Here is a 14,321-nt window from a genome sequence, read left to right on the forward strand (position 1 = left end):
GGTGACCGCACATGACTGAGGCCGTCGAACCTCCCCTCAGAGACCCCTCCCTGCGCAGATCGCTCACGCTGTTCCGAGCCTTCCTGCGGGAGCGGACCGACCCCGACCGCTGCTACTCCCTGCTGGCCCGCGACGCGGTCGCCCAGGTGGCACGCCACACGGACCTGCGGGGCCGGATCGTCCTCGACGTCGGCGGCGGCCCGGGCCACTTCACCGAGGAGTTCCGCCGCCGGGGCGCCCACGCCTACCTCTTCGAGCCCGACCCGCGCGAGCTGGGAGCGCGGGGTCGCCCGCCGGAGGGCGCGGTGGTCGCCGACGGCTATCTGCTGCCGGTGCCCGACGGAGTCGCGGACGTGTGCTTCACCTCGAACGTCCTGGAGCACGTCGCCGACCCGCAGACCTTCCTCAGCGAGCTGGTCCGGGTGACCCGGCCCGGCGGACTGGTCTACGTCTCCTTCACCAACTGGCTCTCGCCGTGGGGCGGCCACGAGATGGCGCCCTGGCACTACCTCGGAGCAAGCCGGGCACGCGAGCGCCACCGGCGACGGACCGGCCACGAGGCCAAGCACACCGTCGGCGAGAACCTCTTCCCCGTCCACATCGGGCCCACCCTGCGGCAGGTGCGCGCCCGCGAGGACGTGCGCGTCGTCTCGGCCCGCTCCCGCTATTGGCCCGTCCTCCCGAGCGCCGTCACCCGGATCCCCGGGCTGAGGGAGTTCGCCACCTGGAATCTCCTGCTGATCCTGCGCCGCACCGCAGCTCCGGCGACGCCCCTCGGCAACCAGGCACGTCTCAGCGAGGCACGTTCATGAGCACCACCGTCCAGGCTCCCGCACCCGCCGCCCCCGCACCCGCGCCGACCGCCGCGCCCGTTCAACGGCACGGGCGACGCCTGCTGTTCGGGTTCTGGGCAGCTGTGCTGACCGCGTTCCTCGCGGTGTCCCCGGGACGGATGACCTTCGAGACGAAGCTCGGTGTGGCCGCCGATCCGCTGCGGTTCCTCGGCGACCTCGGCCGGTTGTGGCACGACCGTGCGGGCTTCGGCGGCATCTCCGACCAGTACGTCGGTTACGCCTTTCCGATGCTGCCGTACTACGCCCTGACGGACCTGGCGCACCTCCCGGTGTGGCTGGCCGAGCGACTGTGGCTGTCGATCGTCGTGACCACGGCGTTCTGGGGTGCCCTGCGGCTGGCGGAGCGGCTCGGTGTCGGTTCGGCCCGGTCCCGGCTGCTGGGCTCGGTGGCCTACGCCCTGTGGCCCACCTTCACCGTCGTCGTCGGCTCCACGTCCGCCGCCGCACTGCCCGGCGCCCTGCTGCCCTGGGTACTGCTGCCCCTGACCTCCGCGACACTGAGCCCCCGTATCGCCGCCGCGCGCTCGGCGCTGCTCGTGCCGTTCATGGGCGGAGTCAACGCGGCCTCGACTCTCGCATCGCTGCTGCCAGTCGGCCTCTACCTGCTCAGCCGCCCGAAGGGCCCCCGCCGTCGCGCACTGCTCGCCTGGTGGCTGCCCGGCGTGGTGCTGGCGACCGCCTGGTGGACGGTGCCGTTGCTGCTGCTGCGCTTCTACGGCGAGGACTTCATGCCGTACGTCGAGCAGGCGGACACCACCACCGCCACCATGTCCGCGACCGAACTGCTGCGCGGGGCGGGCAACTGGGTGGCGTACCTCCACTTCGGCGAGGCCTGGCTGCCGGCGGGCTGGACCGTCGCCGCCTCCGTGGTCACCGTGCTGGGCTCGGCGTTCGCGGCCGCCCTGGGCCTGGCGGGACTGGCCCGCCGGGACATCCCCGAGCGGCGCTGGCTGCTGCTGACCGTGCTGGCGGTGGCGCTGCTCGCCCTCGCCGGATACGGCGGCGCCCTGGGCGCGCCCTTCCACGACACCGTGCAGAGCTGGCTCGACGGCACCCTGCGGCCGTTCCGCAACATCTACAAGTTCCAACCGGGACTCGCCCTCGCACTCGCCCTGGGCCTGGCACACCTGACGGCGGTGCTCGCCGAGCGCCGGGGCACCCGGGCGCCGTACGGCCGACGCTACGTCCCGGTGATCGCGGCGCTGCTCGTGCTGCCGGGCCTGGCCTGGCCGTACGCGAACGGCACCATCCTGCAGCCGGGCGCGTTCACCAAGCTGCCCTCCCACTGGGAACAGGCCGCCGACTGGCTGGACGAGCACGCCGCGGACAGCCGTGCGCTCGTCGTACCGGCCACCGCGCACGGCATCCACACCTGGGGCTCCCCCATCGACCAGCCCTTCGACGTGCTTGCGAAAACCCGGTGGGCACAGCGGGACTTCGTGCCGTTCGGCACCGCGGGCTCGCGCCGGGCCATGGACGCGGTCGAGCAGGCGCTGCTGTCGGGCGATGAGGTGCCGGGCCTGCGGGCGTATCTGGCGCGGGCGGGGCTGCACGAGGTGGTCGTGCGCAACGACCTCGACCCCGACCAGATCGGCTACGTGCCGCCGCAGACGGTGCGGCGGACCCTGGAGGCCTCCGGCTACCGCAAGGCCGCCGGCTTCGGCCCGCTCGTGACCGCCGGACGCATCCCCTCCGACACGCCCGTCCAGGTGCAGGGCCTCTACCCACGTCTCCAGGCGGTCGAGATCTACGAGCCCGAAGGCGCCGCCGAGCGACCGGTGCGGGTCGGTATCGCCGCGGCCGGGGACACGGCCGTCGTGACCGGCGGTCCCGAGGCGCTGCTCCAGCTCTCCGCCGACCCGGCGCTGCGCGACCGGCCCGCCGTGCTGGCGGGGGACGCCCATCCCGGCGTCGACACCCCCGCGGTCAAGGCCGAGGCCGACGGAATGCGCCGCGCCGACACCCGCTTCGGCCTGGTCAACTCCAACACCTCGTACACCTACACGCCCACCGAGCGGAACCCCTCCGGCAGCCTCCAGGACCCGGGCGAGGAACCGAGGCAGATCCTGCCCACGCAGGGCGTGGACCATCAGACGACGGCCGTCCTGCGCGGCGCGGCGTCGGTGACCGCGTCCAGCAGCGGCAACTGGCTGTTCCATCTGCCGCAGTACGACCCGGTGAACGCCTTCGACGGCGATCCGGACACCGCCTGGGCCGAGGGCAGCCCGGGCGAACCCTCCGGCCAGTGGCTGCGGGTGGGCTTCGACCGGCCGACCGAAGTCCCCTCGGCACTCCAACTCACCCCACTGCCCGCGGACGCCACGCGGCCCGCCCCCACCCGGGTGCGGATCGAGACGGACCGGGGTTCGGCCGACAGCACCCTGCGGCCGGACGGTGAGCGGCAGTCGGTCCGTGCCCCCGAGGGCCGGGCGAAGTGGCTGAAGGTCGAGATCCTGGACGCCGAGTCGGCTCGCCAGGGGCTGTCGGGCGCCGGATTCTCCGAGGTGTCCGTGCCGGGCGTGCAGGTGACCCGGCTGCTGGCCCTGCCGACCGACGCCGAGCACACCGCCGCCGACGCGCAGGTGTACTCGCTGCACCGCGGCACCGACCCGGGCGGGCTTGCTCCGGGCTCCACGGAGGCGGGACTGCACCGGCAGTTCCACACCCGCGGCGACACGAGCGCGTACGACGTGTCCGCCCGGGCCGTGGCCGTCCCCGGCGACGAACTGGACCGCCTGCTGGACCGCGTCGCGCCGCAGCAGCGCCAGAAGATCACCGCGTCCGCCGACTCCACGAGCGGCAGCGGGACCGCGCTCGGCGCGCGGAACCTGGTCGACGGCGACCTGACGACCGCCTGGATCGCCGGGGAGCGGCCCGTGATCCATCTGAGCTGGCCCGGCCGGAAGAAGATCGACGAGATCGTCTTCGGGGCGGCGGGCGGCCTGTCCTCCCGTCCCCAGGAGGTGCGGATCAGCTCGCCGCACGGCACGGCGACGGCCGAGGTGGACGCCGACGGACTGGCGCGGTTCGACGCGATCACCACGGACCGCCTCGACATCACGGTCACCAGGACCGCGCCGCTCACCCTCTACAACCCCGTGGCCGACGAACGGCTCCAACTCCCGGTGGGCCTCAGCGAGCTGTACGTGCCCGCGCTGGCCGACCTGCGGGTTCAGCGGCCCGGACCGGACGCCCGCTTCTCGCTGCCGTGCGGGCAGGGCCCGGCGCTCGACGTCGACGGCACGCTCCACCCGACGAAGGCGTCCGGCCAGGTCCGCGATCTGACGGAGCGTCGACCGGTGAAGGTGGAGCTCTGCGGGGACGAGGCGCAACCGGGCGGTGTGGAACTGGCCTTCGGCAGGCACCGCGTGGAGGCCAACGGCACCGGGCCGCTCGCGATCACGGACGTCACGCTGTCCCGGGGCGAGCCACGCGCCGTCTCCGGTACGGCGGGCCGTGAGGTCACCGTGCGGGAGTGGACCGGCGACAGCCGGGAGGTCTCCGTGTCCGCCGGGTCGGGCGCGGCGGCGTACCTGCGGACGTACGAGAACCTCAACGACGGCTGGAGGGCCACGCTCAACGGTGAGGAGCTCATCCCGGTCCGGCTCGACGGCTGGCAGCAGGCCTGGCTGATCCCGGCCGGGAAGTCCGGGACCGTGCGCATGGAGTACGAGCCCGCCGGGCTGTACCACGCCGGGCTGATCGGCGGGGCTACCGGTGTCGCCGCGCTCGTGGCACTCGCCTTCGTCGGCCGGCGCCGTGCGGCTCGAAACGCCGCCGGGGACACGGGAGTTCCACCGGCGCCGGGTCCGGTTCTCGGCACCGTGGCGCTGACTGTCGTCCTGGCGCTGGTGGCGGGGCCGCTCGCTCTGGTGGTGCCCGTGCTCGCGGTGGTCGCCCGGGTACGGCCCGGCGCCCTGGTGCCGGTCGCGGCGGTGGCCATGGCGGGGGCGGGCATCGCGGCGGCCACGGGTGCGGGCGCGCCGGTGGCCGCGGATCTCGGGGCGTTCGGCGCGGTCGCGCAGGTGCTGGCCCTCGTGGCCCTGGCCGCGGCCGTGGTGACGAGCGGCACGGGCCGGCCGAGAACCCGCTTCGGCGGGAGGGGTGGTGCGCGGTGACCGCGCCTCCGGTCGAGCCCCGTGTCGGGCGTGGCAGGGCTCCGGTGTCGGCACGGCTGGCGTTCCCGACCGTCGACGAGGTGTCCCGGCACATCCTCAGCGACGACGAGCCGGAGACGGTCCACATCGAGGTCCATCTGCCCGGCCGGCCGGACCCACGGCGACTGCAGGAGGCGTTCCACCGGGCCCTGCTCGTCCACTCCCGGATCCTCGTACGCCAGGCGCCGCACCGCTGGTACCGGCGGTCCTACGAGTGGGAGCTGACGGGCACGCCCGACGTGGACCCGGTGAGTTTCGCCGGGCCGGGACGCGACGCGCTGGCCCGCGCCCGGTCCCGGGCCCTCGCGCTGTGCCCGCCGCTGTCCCAGTCGCCGCCCCTGCGTCTGGAGGTGGTCGCGCTGGACGGTGTACGGACCGTCCTGCTGCTCACCCTGCACCACACCGCGCTCGACGCGCCGACCGGGCTGCGGGTTCTCGCGACGACGGCCGCGCTCTACGGAGGAGGGGAGAGCGCGGCCGTGGGCGGGATCTCGCCCCCGCGCCGGGCGCAGGTCGCACAGCACAGGGACGGCCGTATGCGACGGTCCCGGCCCGCGCGGCTGGCCTCGTCCACCGTGGCCCGGCCGCCGCGAGGGGGCGCGGCCGCCAACGGCATGCTGCTGAGGGAACTGCCGCTGCCACAACCTGATCCGGCGGCTCCCTGGACCGTCAACGACCGGCTCCTGGTCGCCGCCTCCCTGATGGTGAGCCGCTGGAACCACTCCCACGGCGGGCCCGACCGCCCGGTGCGGATCACCATGCCCGTGGACGACCGTGCCCGCGACATGGCGATGCCCCTCGGCAACGGGACACGCCTCGTCGAGGTGCCGGTGACGCCGCAGGACCGGTCCGACGTGCCACTGCTCCTGGCCCCGCGTCCGGATCCGGCCGCGGTGACCCGGCTGCTGCACACCACCGCGCGGCGCACCCGGGCGCTGAAGTCGCAGCGCCGCGCACCGCTCGGACCGGGGGCGTCCCTGCTGACCGCACCCGTGCTTCCGGTCGGGCTGCGCGGAGGGCTCACCCGTGGCGTGCGACGGGCCGTCGCCCCGTGGACCTCGACCCTGCTGCTCAGCAACCTCGGACGGCTGCCGTATCCGCTGGACTTCGCCGACGCGGGGCGGGCCGGTGCCGTGTGGTTCTCCGCGCCCGCCCGCATGCCCCGCGGACTGAGCCTGGCGGCGGCCTCCACCGGCGGCCGACTGCACATGACGCTGCGCTGGTCGCGCGACCTCCTCGACGACGCGGCCGGCGCCGCCCTGGCCCGGCTCTTCGAGGAGTGCCTCTGCACGACGTACGGCCCACGGAGCACCTCATGACCGCCCACGCCACCGCCCCCGGTCTGCGCGACTTCTACGAGGACCCCGCCGTCCCGGTCGCCTCCGGCGAGGACCGCAGCCGACTCCAGGCGCGGTTGCTGGCCCGCGCGCTCGGGCCCGTACGGCCGGGCCGCGAGCCCGCGACCGTGCTCGACGTGGGGTGCGGGGACGGCTCGGCGGCGGCCGTCGCGGCGCGGATCCTGGACGGGCACCGGATCGTGGGCGTCGACTGGTCGCAGGACGCGCTGCGCCGGGCGGCGCTGCGACTGCCCCGGGTGGTGCGCGGGGAACTGTCCGACGGCGGGCTTCCGTTCGCTTCCGCCAGCGCGGACGCGGTGCTGTTCAGCGAGGTCGTCGAGCATCTCGTCGACCCCGACAGCGCCCTCGACGAGCTGCGCCGGGTGCTGCGGCCGGGCGGCCATCTGATGCTCTCCACGCCGAATCTCGCCGCCTGGTACAACCGGGCGCTGCTGCTCGGCGGCGTGCAGCCCGTCTTCTCGGAGGTGAGCCTGCGCGGTGTCCACGGCCGGCCGGGCAGCCAGGTGGTGGGCCATCTGCGGCTGTTCACGGCGCGTGCGCTGCGGGAGTTCGTGACCGCGTCCGGTTTCGAGGTCGTACGGCTGGAGGGAGCCCCCTTCCACGGGGTTCCGCGTCCGCTGCGCCCGCTGGACCGGCTGGCCTGCCGGGTGCCGTCCGTGGCCTCGATCCTCCTCGTGCACGCGCGGCGGAGGTAGCGCGATGGTGTGGGGAGTGGCCGCGGCACTGCTGGCGAACGTCCTGTACAGCACCGGGTTCGTGCTGGAGAAGCGGGCGCTGGCCGGGCTGCCGCCGCTGTCCGCCGGTCGGCCGGGCCGGGCGGTGCTCCTGCTGGCCGGCAGCCCGCTGTGGCTCGGCGGAGCCGTGGCCCTGGCCCTGGGCTTCGCCGCTCAGCTGGCCGTCTACCGTGTGCTGCCGATCGCCGCCGCCCAAGGGCTGTTCGTCACCGGACTCGTGCTGCTGCTCCTGCTCTCCTCGGTGGTGCTCGGCGAGCGGCTGACGGCCGGGGAGCGGCGCGGTCTCGCCGTCATCGGGGTGGCGCTGCTGATGATGGTGGCCTCCCTGCACGACGGCACCGAACCGATCGCCCGCACCGCTCCGGCCGGCCCCCTGCTCGCCCTGTGCCTACCCACGCTCGCCCTCGGCCTGTGGCTGTACGGCACGGCCGAGCGCCGCGCCCGGCGGCGCAGCGACCGTCCGGCGCCGACGGGCGTGGTGTACGCGGTGGCCATCGGGCTGGTGTACGGGGTGAGCTCGCTCGCGATCAAGGGCGTGTCGGGACACCTCGCCACCGCGGGGCTCGGCGACGCCGTCCCGGCCCTGCTCGTCTCCCCCTACCCCTACCTCCTGCTCCTCACCGGAGCCTGTGGCCTCGTGCTCTCGCAGACCGCCCTGCAGCGCTGCCGGGCCTCGCTGATCGTGCCCGTGTGCACCACCGTCACCTGTGTGTTCGGCGTGGCGGCCGGCACGGTCGCGTTCGGCGAGCCGCTCCCCCAGGACCCGCTGCGGCTCGTCCTGTGCCTGGGCGGCACCGCGCTCGCCCTGGCCGTCGACTGACCCTGCCCCGTCACCACACCGACCGACCCGCACCCGAAGGGAACCGCTCATGAGGCCCGACGACCCGTTGCTGAAGATCCTGGTCTGCCCGCTCGACAAGGGCCCGCTGATCCTGGACGGACAGGGATCCGCGCTCTACAACCCCCGGCTCCGGCGCCGTTATCCGGTGATCGACGGCATCCCGCAGCTCCTTCCCGCCTCCGGGGAACCGGTGACGGACACGGAGCTCGCAGCACTCAGTACCCTGCCACCAGCGCACTGAGTGCCATCAGCCTCGCTCTGGTGCTACGTTCCCGTTCATGAGCTCCAGCAGTGCGGCGCCCGGCCGCGGCGAGAAGGCGGAGGCCGCGACGGCGAAACCCCCGATGCGGGAGGCCCTGGTCGCGGCGGCGTTCCAGCTGTTCACCGAGCGGGGCTACGAGCAGACGACGGTCGACGACATCGTGGCGCTGGCCGGTGTCGGGCGGCGGTCGTTCTTCCGTTACTTCCCGTCCAAGGAGGACGTGGTCTTCCCCGACCACGAGCGGTGCCTGGCCGACATGACGGCCTTCCTCGCCACGAGCGGCGCGGAGCACGAGCCGGTGCGGCGGGTGTGCGACGCGGCCCGGCTGGTGCTGCGCATGTACGCGGAGAACCCGGCCTTCTCGGTGCAGCGCTACCGGCTCACCAAGAAGGTGCCGGGGCTGCGCGCGTACGAGCTGTCGGTGGTGTGGCGCTACGAGCGCGCCCTGGCCGAGTATCTGCGGGAGCGCTTCGCCGGCCGGCGCGACGGAACCCTGCAGGCCGACGTGATCGCCGCCGCCGTGGTCGCGGCGCACAACAACGCGCTGCGTTCGTGGCTGCGGTCGGACGGGCAGGGCGACTCGAGCGCCGCGGTGGACCACGCGCTGGGGTATGTGCAGTCCGCCTTCGGTGTCGCCCCCGCCCCGGGTCCCGCGCTCGACGAGGAGCCCGACGACGTGGTGGTCGTGGTGTCCCGGCGCGGAGCCCCGCTGTGGCGGGTCGTGCAGGAGATCGAGACCACGCTCGGGCGCGACTGATCCGGGATCCCGCCAGATTCAGGGTACGGAGTGCCTTTACGTCTGGCACTGAGTGCCATACGCTGCGGCTGTGCGCGGTGGCACGGTGAACCGCGCACGTGCGTGCCCGGATGAACCGAGCACGTGGGATTCCGGCCGAGCGCAGGGAGTTGACCAGCGTGTACCACCACTCAGGCAGCGTTGTTCGTCAGACCGCCGGCTTCGGGGCCGGTCTCCTCGACCCCGCGGCTCCGGACACCGACGCCATGCTCTTCCAGCGCTGCACCTGGTGCGGCACCGCCATGTACCACCGGCTGCTGTGCCCGGTCTGCCAGGGCAGTGACCTGCGCACGGAGCGCAGCGAGGGCGTGGGAACGGTCCGCCACTCCACCGTGCTGCACCGCAACACCCCCGCCGCGCGCAACGTGTCGCTGGTCGAGATGGCCGAGGGGTTCGTCGTACGCGGCCGGGTCATGGGCCCGCCCATCGGCATCCACAGCGGGGACCGGGTCCGGCTGTCCACGGCGAAGGACCCGGTCCGGGGCGAGCCGGTGTTCCAGCTGGTCGACGAGCCCTACCGGGCCTGGACCTGAGCCGCCTGTCCCTGACCGCCTGAGGCGTCCCGGATCCCGGGGAGCAACTCCCGTACGTCGACGGGCCGCCCCGTCTCGAAGCACTGGTTCGCGGCGAGCCCGACGGCCAGGGCCAGCGCACCGTCGCGTTCGCATGCCGTGGGGTGCCCGGCCGGACCCGCGTCGACCGACTGCGCGGGATCGACGGGGCCGAAGAGGGCGTCGAGCATGCGCGGGTCTCCCCCGCCGTGCGCCTCGTGGGCGGTCACGAGCGGAACGTCCACCGGAGGCCGCCAGAGCGGACGCAGCGTGAGCCGTGCGCCGCCCGCGTGCTCCGCCGCCGTGTCCCCGTGCAGCGCCCCGCTGCGCGAGCCGATCCGGGTCCGGGGCCGCTGCCAGCGGCTCTCCTCGACTTCGAGTTCCAGCCGTCCGGCGCTGCCGTTGAACATCACCCGGTAGCCCTCCCACGGGGAGTACGCCGTGAGGTGGTACGTCATCGTCGTGCCCTTGGCGTACCGCACCAGGACGGCCATGTCGTCCTCGATGGTGACGGGCCCGTCGAAGACGTTGCGGTCGCGGACGTACCCGTCGTCCCGCTCGGCGTCGAGGTAGAGGGCGCGCAGGGTGTCGTCGGCCGCCAGGTCCAGGGCGAAGGGATCGTCGGCGGCCGGTCGGCGCCGTGGGCGCGGTCGTAGTCCCGGCGCAGCCCGTGGCGTTCGCCCGCCGCACGGCCGTAGAAGCCGAGCCGCCCGTAGCCGAAGACGTCCCTCGGCTCGTCGGCGAGCCACCAGTTGACCAGGTCGAAGTGGTGGCCCGACTTGTGCACCATCAGACCGCCGCTGTGCCGCTTCTCCCGGTGCCAGCGGCGGAAGTAGTCGGCGCCGTGGCGTACGTCGAGCAGCCACTCGAAGTGCACGGAGAGGATCTCGCCGATCGCGCCCTCGGTGAGCAGGGCGTGGACCTTCTCGTGCACGGGGTTGAAGCGGTAGTTGAAGGCGACGGTCAGGGAGTTGCCGGTCTCCCGGACCGTGTCGAGGATGCGGGCACAGCGGTCCGCGTCGACGGTCATCGGCTTCTCGGTGATCACGCGGCAGCCGGCCTTCAGGGCCGGGACGATGTACCGGTCGTGCTCGGCGTCGACGGTGGTGACGACGACCTTGTCGATCTCCTCCTTCGCGAGCATGTCGGCGAAGCGGTCCGGCTCCCACTGGGTGGCGACGGGTTCGCCGGCCTCGGCCAGCAGCCGGTTGTGGAAGGCCATGCGGGTGGGGCTGGGGTCGCAGAGGGCGGCGACCAGGTGGTCGGGGCGTTCGGCGAGGGCCCGGGTGAAGGTCTGGGCGCGGTGGCCGGTGCCGACAACGGCGGTGCGGTGACGGGGAGTTCGGCTCATGGGGGTGGCCTTTCCCGTCGGCCGGTCACCCAGTCCTCGGTGAGACGGACGGCGCGGCCGGAAATCGTTCGCGCCACTGCGCCCCCTTCCTTCACAGGCAACGCACAAGCATCTCCTGCCGTCCTCTCGGAGTGAGGGCCCCGGGGCCGTCCCGGGGCGAGCGGAAGGAGGGGCACGTGATCCGTGCCCGGCGAATATGGGTCACCGCGGTGGCGTTACTCGCGGTGGTGGGGGCGTCGCCAGGGTGGGCCCAGGCTCAACCGGCGTCCGACGTACGGGCGTTGGCGGACCCGGTCGACGAAGGCGCCGGTCTGCCGGACGACTGGAGCATCACCGGTGAGGGCACCGCGCGGAAGCTGGTGTGGCGGTCCGACGACCGTGTACCCATGGGGGATGCCCGGGTCGAGTTCTACGCCGGCGACCGCCTGCTCGGCCGTCCCGCCCCCGGGAAGGACGGGCGCACATTCCGGCTCGGCCTCGACGGGGTCCGTCTGGACTCCGTGCGCGACCTTGAAGTACGGGCCGCCGGACGCCGGTTGGACGCACCCGAGGCCACGTCCGGCGCACGCTCCGCGGTGACCGTCCCGCAGCGGCTGCCGGTGAACCAGGTCGACCCCGGCAAGCCGGGCGCCTACCGAACCGTCACCGGCGAGTACGACCTCGACCCGGTACGGCTGCCCGGTTTCGCCGAGCCGGTGGAGATGCGGGCCGTGGTGGTGGCGCCCAAGGACGCCGACGGCCGCCGTCCGCTCGCTCTCTTCCTGCACGGACGCCACTTCACCTGCTACACCCCGCAGGGCGAGATCACCGGCGACTGGCCCTGCGCCGCCGGCTCCAAGCCGGTGCCGAGCCACCGGGGTTATCTGCGCGACCAGCGGCTCCTGGCCTCCCAGGGCTATGTGACGGTCTCGCTCTCCGCCAACGGCATCAACGGCCAGGACTGGCAGGCCGAGGACGGCGGCGCGCAGGCCCGTTCCTCGCTCGTCCGGCAGCATCTCGCCCGCTGGGCCGACTGGTCCGCCCACCCGGCCACGGCACCGGAGGCCGTACGCAAGGCACCCAGGGCCGATCTGTCCCGGGTGCTGCTGGTGGGTCACTCGCGGGGCGGCGAGGGCGTCAACCGGGCCGCGATGGACAGCCTTTACGCGCCGCCCGCGGCCCAGGACGGCTATCACGGCCCGGTGCGCTGGCGCATTCGCGGCACCGTCCTCATCGGCCCGACGATCTTCGGCCAGAATCCGGTCGCCGATGTGCCGTCGATGACCATCCTGCCGGGCTGTGACGGCGACGTCTCCGACCTGCAGGGCGAGGTGTACGTCGACGGCACCCGTCAGATCAGCCGGGGCACCGCGCTGCACAGCGCCGTGTACATGGTCGGCGCCAACCACAACTTCTTCAACAGCGAGTGGACGCCGGGCCAGGCCGTGGCGCCCGCCGACGACGACTTCTGGCACGACGAGGAGCAGCCCGACCCGGTCTGCTCCCCCGGCACGAGGACCCGGCTGACCGCAGACCAGCAGCACAAGGCCGGCGCCACCTACATCGCGGCGGCGGCACGGCTGTTCGTCGCCGGGGACGACCGGGTCCGCCCGCTGCTCGACGGCTCGGGCCGCCGCGCCCCCTCGGCCGGTCCCGCACACGTCCTCACCCACGCGGTGGGCGCGAAGCGCGGTCCCGGCTTCCTGCCGGACGGCAAGGTCACCGTGAGCGGCGCCCGGCTGTGCTCGGCGGTGGACCCCTCCGCGGCCAAGGCCTGCCTCTCGTCGGAGACGGCCGGAGGCTCGCCGCACTTCGCGCGGTGGGACACCGACCGTGAGCCCGGCCGCCGAGCGGTCGCGCTGAGCTGGACCGCGGCGGGATCCGCCGCACGGATCCGGCCTCAGCAGCCGCTGTCCCTCACCGGCGCCAAGGCGCTCGCGCTGCGCGTCATCGTGCCGCCCAACACCACCGGGACGCAGCTGGACGTCTCCGTCACCGACGTCTCCGGACGGCACCGGACCCTCGGCCGGGTCAAGGTCGACGGGCTGCCGGGGTCGGACCGGACCGCCTCGTACTGGGCGCGTGAGGTGCGTGTGCCGATCGGGGCCGACGACGCGGCCGCCCTCGACCTGAAGCACGTCAAGTCCCTGGAACTGACGCCGCGCACCAGGTCCGGGCGGGCCTGGCTGATGGACGCCTGGGCGTGGCGGCCGGGCACGCCGGTCGTGCGGGAGGCGTCGCTGCCCCGGGTCGACGTCGGCCGACTCACCGTCAAGGAAGGTGACTCGGGCGTTCGGACCTACCGGGTGCCGGTGCGGGTCTCCGGGCAGGGCAGCGGGCAGGTACGCCTGTTCGTCGCCGACCCGGTCACGGGCAAGGTCACGGACCGGCTGGTGACGGTCCGGCCCGGGACGCAGGGCATCGACGTACCGGTGAAGGTCGAGGGCAACACGCGCTACGGCTATGAACTGGCGCACGACGTCTTCGTGAAGGCGGTCCGTACCGCCGTGGTGGGCTCCCACCGGGGCGGGGTGACCGCGGAGAACGACGACCCGATGCCCTCGATCTCCGTGACCCCGGTCGCGGACCGGGTGGCCGAGGGGAAGCCGTTGAAGTGGCGGGTGTCCCTGTCCGCGGTGGCCGATGTCGAGATCGGCGGGTCGTTCACCGTGCTGCCGGTCACCGGTGGCCAGGAGCTGTCGACGAAGGACGTCGACCCGCGCTGGCTCCTGGACAACTCCGGTGCGTCCCCTGATCCGGAACGCCCGTTGTCCAAGGTGGACGGTCTCTATCTGTGGGCGTCCGTCGACGCCGGGGAGAAGAGCACGGAGTTCGTGGTGCCGACGCTCAAGGACGGCGTGACCGAGCCGGCCGAGTCGGTGCGCTTCCAGATCGCCGACGAGTCCGGTGAGCCGGTGCCCGGCGCGCCGGTGCTGACGGGCACGGTGGTGGACGCCCCGTGACACGTCACCGGACGTCCGTGAGGTAGGTCCGGGCGCGGTGCCGCGGATCAGGGCGTCAGCGTGATCCGTATGCCGACTGTGCCGTTGACACCGCGGCGCAGTCGGCTGCCGAGCAGCGTGAGGCGGCCGGTGATCCCGTACTTGCGGGCGATGAGCCTGCGGTAGCGGGCGCTGGTCGCCTCGTCGCAGATCTCGGCGGTGGCGGGGACCGACTCGCCGGTGGGCCTGCCGCGCAGGTCACAGGGGCCGACGAGGACGTCGGCGCGGGCCCGGATGCGCTTGACCTTCCAGGAGTCGGCGACCGTCCACACGCCCAGTGCGTCCCCGTCGCGGACCACCCAGACCGGCGTGGGCACGCCGGTGCCGTTCTTGCGGTAGCTGGTGATGAGCAGGTACTTGCCCGCTCCGAGCTGTTCCAGCGACGTGTCGTCCATGGCCGGAAGTGTAGGCAGCGGGTGGGACGCCGATCGTCGCG

9 protein-coding genes and 2 pseudogenes are annotated in these 14,321 nt (G+C 73.7%); 9 read left to right on the forward strand and 2 right to left on the reverse strand.

What is annotated here, in order from left to right; genetic code table 11:
* Positions 1–11: 11 nt before the first annotated feature.
* The 8 genes and pseudogenes from ABD932_RS35265 to ABD932_RS35300 all read left to right on the forward strand — a co-directional run bounded on the left by ABD932_RS35265 (position 12) and on the right by ABD932_RS35300 (position 9,535).
* Positions 12–812, forward strand: a complete 801-nt coding sequence (locus ABD932_RS35265) for a class I SAM-dependent methyltransferase (protein WP_345019262.1) — start codon at positions 12–14, stop codon at positions 810–812.
* Complete coding sequence (locus ABD932_RS35270) at positions 809–4,972, forward strand: alpha-(1->3)-arabinofuranosyltransferase domain-containing protein (RefSeq protein WP_345019264.1); 4,164 nt, start codon at positions 809–811, stop codon at positions 4,970–4,972. The genes ABD932_RS35265 and ABD932_RS35270 overlap by 4 nt, the downstream gene beginning before the upstream one ends.
* A complete protein-coding gene (locus ABD932_RS35275; RefSeq protein WP_345019266.1) occupies positions 4,969–6,330 on the forward strand; it encodes a condensation protein in 1,362 nt (453 codons plus the stop codon). The genes ABD932_RS35270 and ABD932_RS35275 overlap by 4 nt, the downstream gene beginning before the upstream one ends.
* Positions 6,327–7,064: a class I SAM-dependent methyltransferase gene (locus ABD932_RS35280; RefSeq protein WP_345019267.1), complete on the forward strand. Its 738-nt coding sequence runs from the start codon at positions 6,327–6,329 to the stop codon at positions 7,062–7,064. The genes ABD932_RS35275 and ABD932_RS35280 overlap by 4 nt, the downstream gene beginning before the upstream one ends.
* A 4-nt stretch (positions 7,065–7,068) precedes the next feature.
* A pseudogene (locus ABD932_RS35285) lies at positions 7,069–7,958 on the forward strand (DMT family transporter); the annotation flags it as partial.
* A 14-nt stretch (positions 7,959–7,972) separates the two neighbouring features.
* Entirely contained in the window at positions 7,973–8,185 is a 213-nt protein-coding gene (locus ABD932_RS35290; protein WP_345019270.1) for a Trm112 family protein, read from the forward strand.
* Between the two features lie 37 nt (positions 8,186–8,222).
* Positions 8,223–8,963: a TetR family transcriptional regulator gene (locus ABD932_RS35295; RefSeq protein WP_345019272.1), complete on the forward strand. Its 741-nt coding sequence runs from the start codon at positions 8,223–8,225 to the stop codon at positions 8,961–8,963.
* 158 nt (positions 8,964–9,121) lie between these two features.
* Positions 9,122–9,535, forward strand: a complete 414-nt coding sequence (locus tag ABD932_RS35300; protein ID WP_126399130.1) for a Zn-ribbon domain-containing OB-fold protein — start codon at positions 9,122–9,124, stop codon at positions 9,533–9,535.
* On the opposite strand, the pseudogene ABD932_RS35305 reads toward ABD932_RS35300, so the two are convergent.
* A pseudogene (locus ABD932_RS35305) lies at positions 9,517–10,904 on the reverse strand (Gfo/Idh/MocA family protein). The gene ABD932_RS35300 and the pseudogene ABD932_RS35305 sit on opposite strands and share 19 nt — an antisense overlap.
* Positions 10,905–11,080: 176 nt before the next feature.
* On the opposite strand from ABD932_RS35305, the gene ABD932_RS35310 reads away from it, so the two are divergent.
* Positions 11,081–13,846 (forward strand): hypothetical protein, encoded by a 2,766-nt coding sequence (locus ABD932_RS35310; protein ID WP_345019273.1) that lies wholly within the window; start codon positions 11,081–11,083, stop codon positions 13,844–13,846.
* 47 nt (positions 13,847–13,893) lie between these two features.
* Here the strand turns inward: ABD932_RS35310 and ABD932_RS35315 are convergent, their stop codons facing one another.
* Positions 13,894–14,280, reverse strand: coding sequence for a PPOX class F420-dependent oxidoreductase (locus ABD932_RS35315; protein ID WP_345019275.1), 387 nt, complete (start codon positions 14,278–14,280; stop codon positions 13,894–13,896).
* Positions 14,281–14,321 lie beyond the last annotated feature (41 nt).

It is taken from the genome of Streptomyces shaanxiensis (genome assembly GCF_039537145.1).
Taxonomy (GTDB): Bacteria; Actinomycetota; Actinomycetes; order Streptomycetales; family Streptomycetaceae; genus Streptomyces; species Streptomyces shaanxiensis.